Source organism: Hydrogenivirga sp. 128-5-R1-1 (assembly GCF_000171895.1).
The window spans coordinates 1-1,950 of sequence record NZ_ABHJ01000195.1 but is presented as its reverse complement, the minus strand read 5'-3'; the positions used below and the strand labels follow the sequence as shown (position 1 = coordinate 1,950).

Genomic DNA, 1,950 nt, shown 5'->3' with positions numbered 1-1,950 from the left:
CTGAAACTGGTGATAATGTATCTTCTAAAAAAGGGTCTTCGTAAGAGTATTTTTGTTTTTCTTTGTCTATCTCATCTAAACTTGGAAATACCTGTTTAAAAATAGGGTTATCATAGGAAAACTCTTTGATTAAAGATAGATAATAGGGAGTAGTTCCAAAATGAAAAATTTCTGTTGTTTTTAAAAATGCAGTTTCAAGCTCTTTTGAAACAGGAAATATTTTTTTTATTTCCTCTAAAGTGGTTAACCTGTTTGCTATCTGCCATTTCCAGCTTTCCCAGTTTTTTTTATCTACATTTTTAAAAGCGTCTATTTTTTTCCAGAAATTTTCTTTAAGGATTCTCATTATTTAGACTGTTTAATTTCACACTCATTTTTAAGTTTGATTTTATTTCCATTTTCCGTATCAAATTCTCTTTCATTTAGTTTTGCTTTTAAAATATATCCAAGAGCTATGTTCTCAACAGGTGATACAGAGGTTATTTCTCCTATTTTTTTATCACCATCAATTATTTTTTCACCTTCTTTAATTTTTTGCCTGTCAACTTCAAACTTTGCTAAAGTTCTTGGGGGTTTTCCTCTGTAATGTACCCTTGCAATTACTTCCTGTCCTACATAACATCCTTTTGTAAAACTTATAGCGTACGGAGTTATTGGCGTTTCAAGGGGCAGGTATCCTTCTTTTAACTCTTTATGTATTTTTGGTATGCAGTTTTTAATCCTTATATTTTCAAATTCTTCCTGTGATATTTCATTTTCTTTTGGAAGCAGAGTTTTAACTTTTTCTAAATTACCAAAAAAGTCATATCCATTTTCACCATTTCTTAAAAAATTTTTTGCAATAGTAAAGTTTTTAACTGTTTTAAACTCAAAAGGTTTTAGTGAAATATTAAAATTTTCTTCCACAAATTTGTCTGTATTTTCTCCAAAAATATAAATATGTTCATTCTGCTGTGTTAAATTTTCAAAAAACACCTGCATTGAAAGTTTAAGTTTTGTAAATTCTTCAATCACTTTATCTGCATTTTCTTTGGTATCTAAAATAAAGTATTCGCCAAAGTTATAAACAAAAAAATCCTGTACAGGATAACCTTTTCCGTTTAACCTTAGATTATAGTTAAAATGCTCAGGCAAAAGACCGTTTATATCATTTGTAAAAAGGCCGTGTAAAAATGCTTTATGTTCTTCTGCTACTCCTTTAATTGCAAGTTTACTTTTTTTTCCATAAACTTTTATTTTAGCTCTTGTTAATTTTATCCAGTTCACCTCTAAACCTCTCAAAATCAAACGTTGTTTGACAAATTTTTTATTAAATTATAGACTATTTATCAAATCTTTAATATGATTTAACGCAAATGGAGGAGTCTAATGTCAAGACCTGTCGTTTCTATCATAGGAGCTGGAAATGTTGGAGAGCACGTTGCAAATATTATTGCTATAAATGAGCTTGCAGATGTTAGAATGTTTGACCTTGCAAGGAAAACTGAAGATAAAGTATTTGAAATTGTAAAAGGAAAAGCCCTTGATATAAAACAGATGGCAACTTCACTTGGAAAAGATGTTAATGTTGAAGGTTTTACTGTAAGTCCTGAAGGTGATGGATATGAGCCTCTTGAAGATTCTGATATTATTGTAGTTACTGCTGGTTTTCCAAGAAGACCGGGTATGAGTAGAGATGATTTACTTTCAAAAAATGTTGGAATTATAAGAACAGTTTCTGAAAGAATAAAACAGTTTGCTCCAGATGCAATAGTTATAGTAGTATCAAATCCGGTTGACGTTATGACTTATGCAGCATTTAAAATAACAGGTTTTGAAAAAAATAGAGTTTTAGGAATGGCAGGGGTCTTAGATACTGCAAGATTTAAATCATTTATATCTCAAGAGCTTAATGTTTCTGTTAAAAGTATAAATGCCTATGTTTTAGGTGGGCACGGTGATGATATGGTA

General features: G+C 30.1%; 1 protein-coding gene and 2 pseudogenes. 1 reads left to right on the top strand and 2 read right to left on the bottom strand.

The window, feature by feature from the left end:
* Together HG1285_RS03415 and HG1285_RS03420 are read right to left on the bottom strand one after the other, a co-directional pair.
* Positions 1-346, bottom strand: a pseudogene (locus tag HG1285_RS03415) (KamA family radical SAM protein); the annotation flags it as partial.
* The gene (locus HG1285_RS03420; RefSeq protein ID WP_008288872.1) at positions 346-1,266 is read right to left on the bottom strand and encodes a folate-binding protein YgfZ; all 921 of its coding nucleotides are present in this window, start codon (positions 1,264-1,266) and stop codon (positions 346-348) included. The pseudogene HG1285_RS03415 and the gene HG1285_RS03420, both read right to left, overlap by 1 nt.
* Before the next feature lie 102 nt (positions 1,267-1,368).
* Between HG1285_RS03420 and HG1285_RS03425 the strand changes: the two are divergent.
* Positions 1,369-1,950: pseudogene (locus HG1285_RS03425) on the top strand (malate dehydrogenase); the annotation flags it as partial.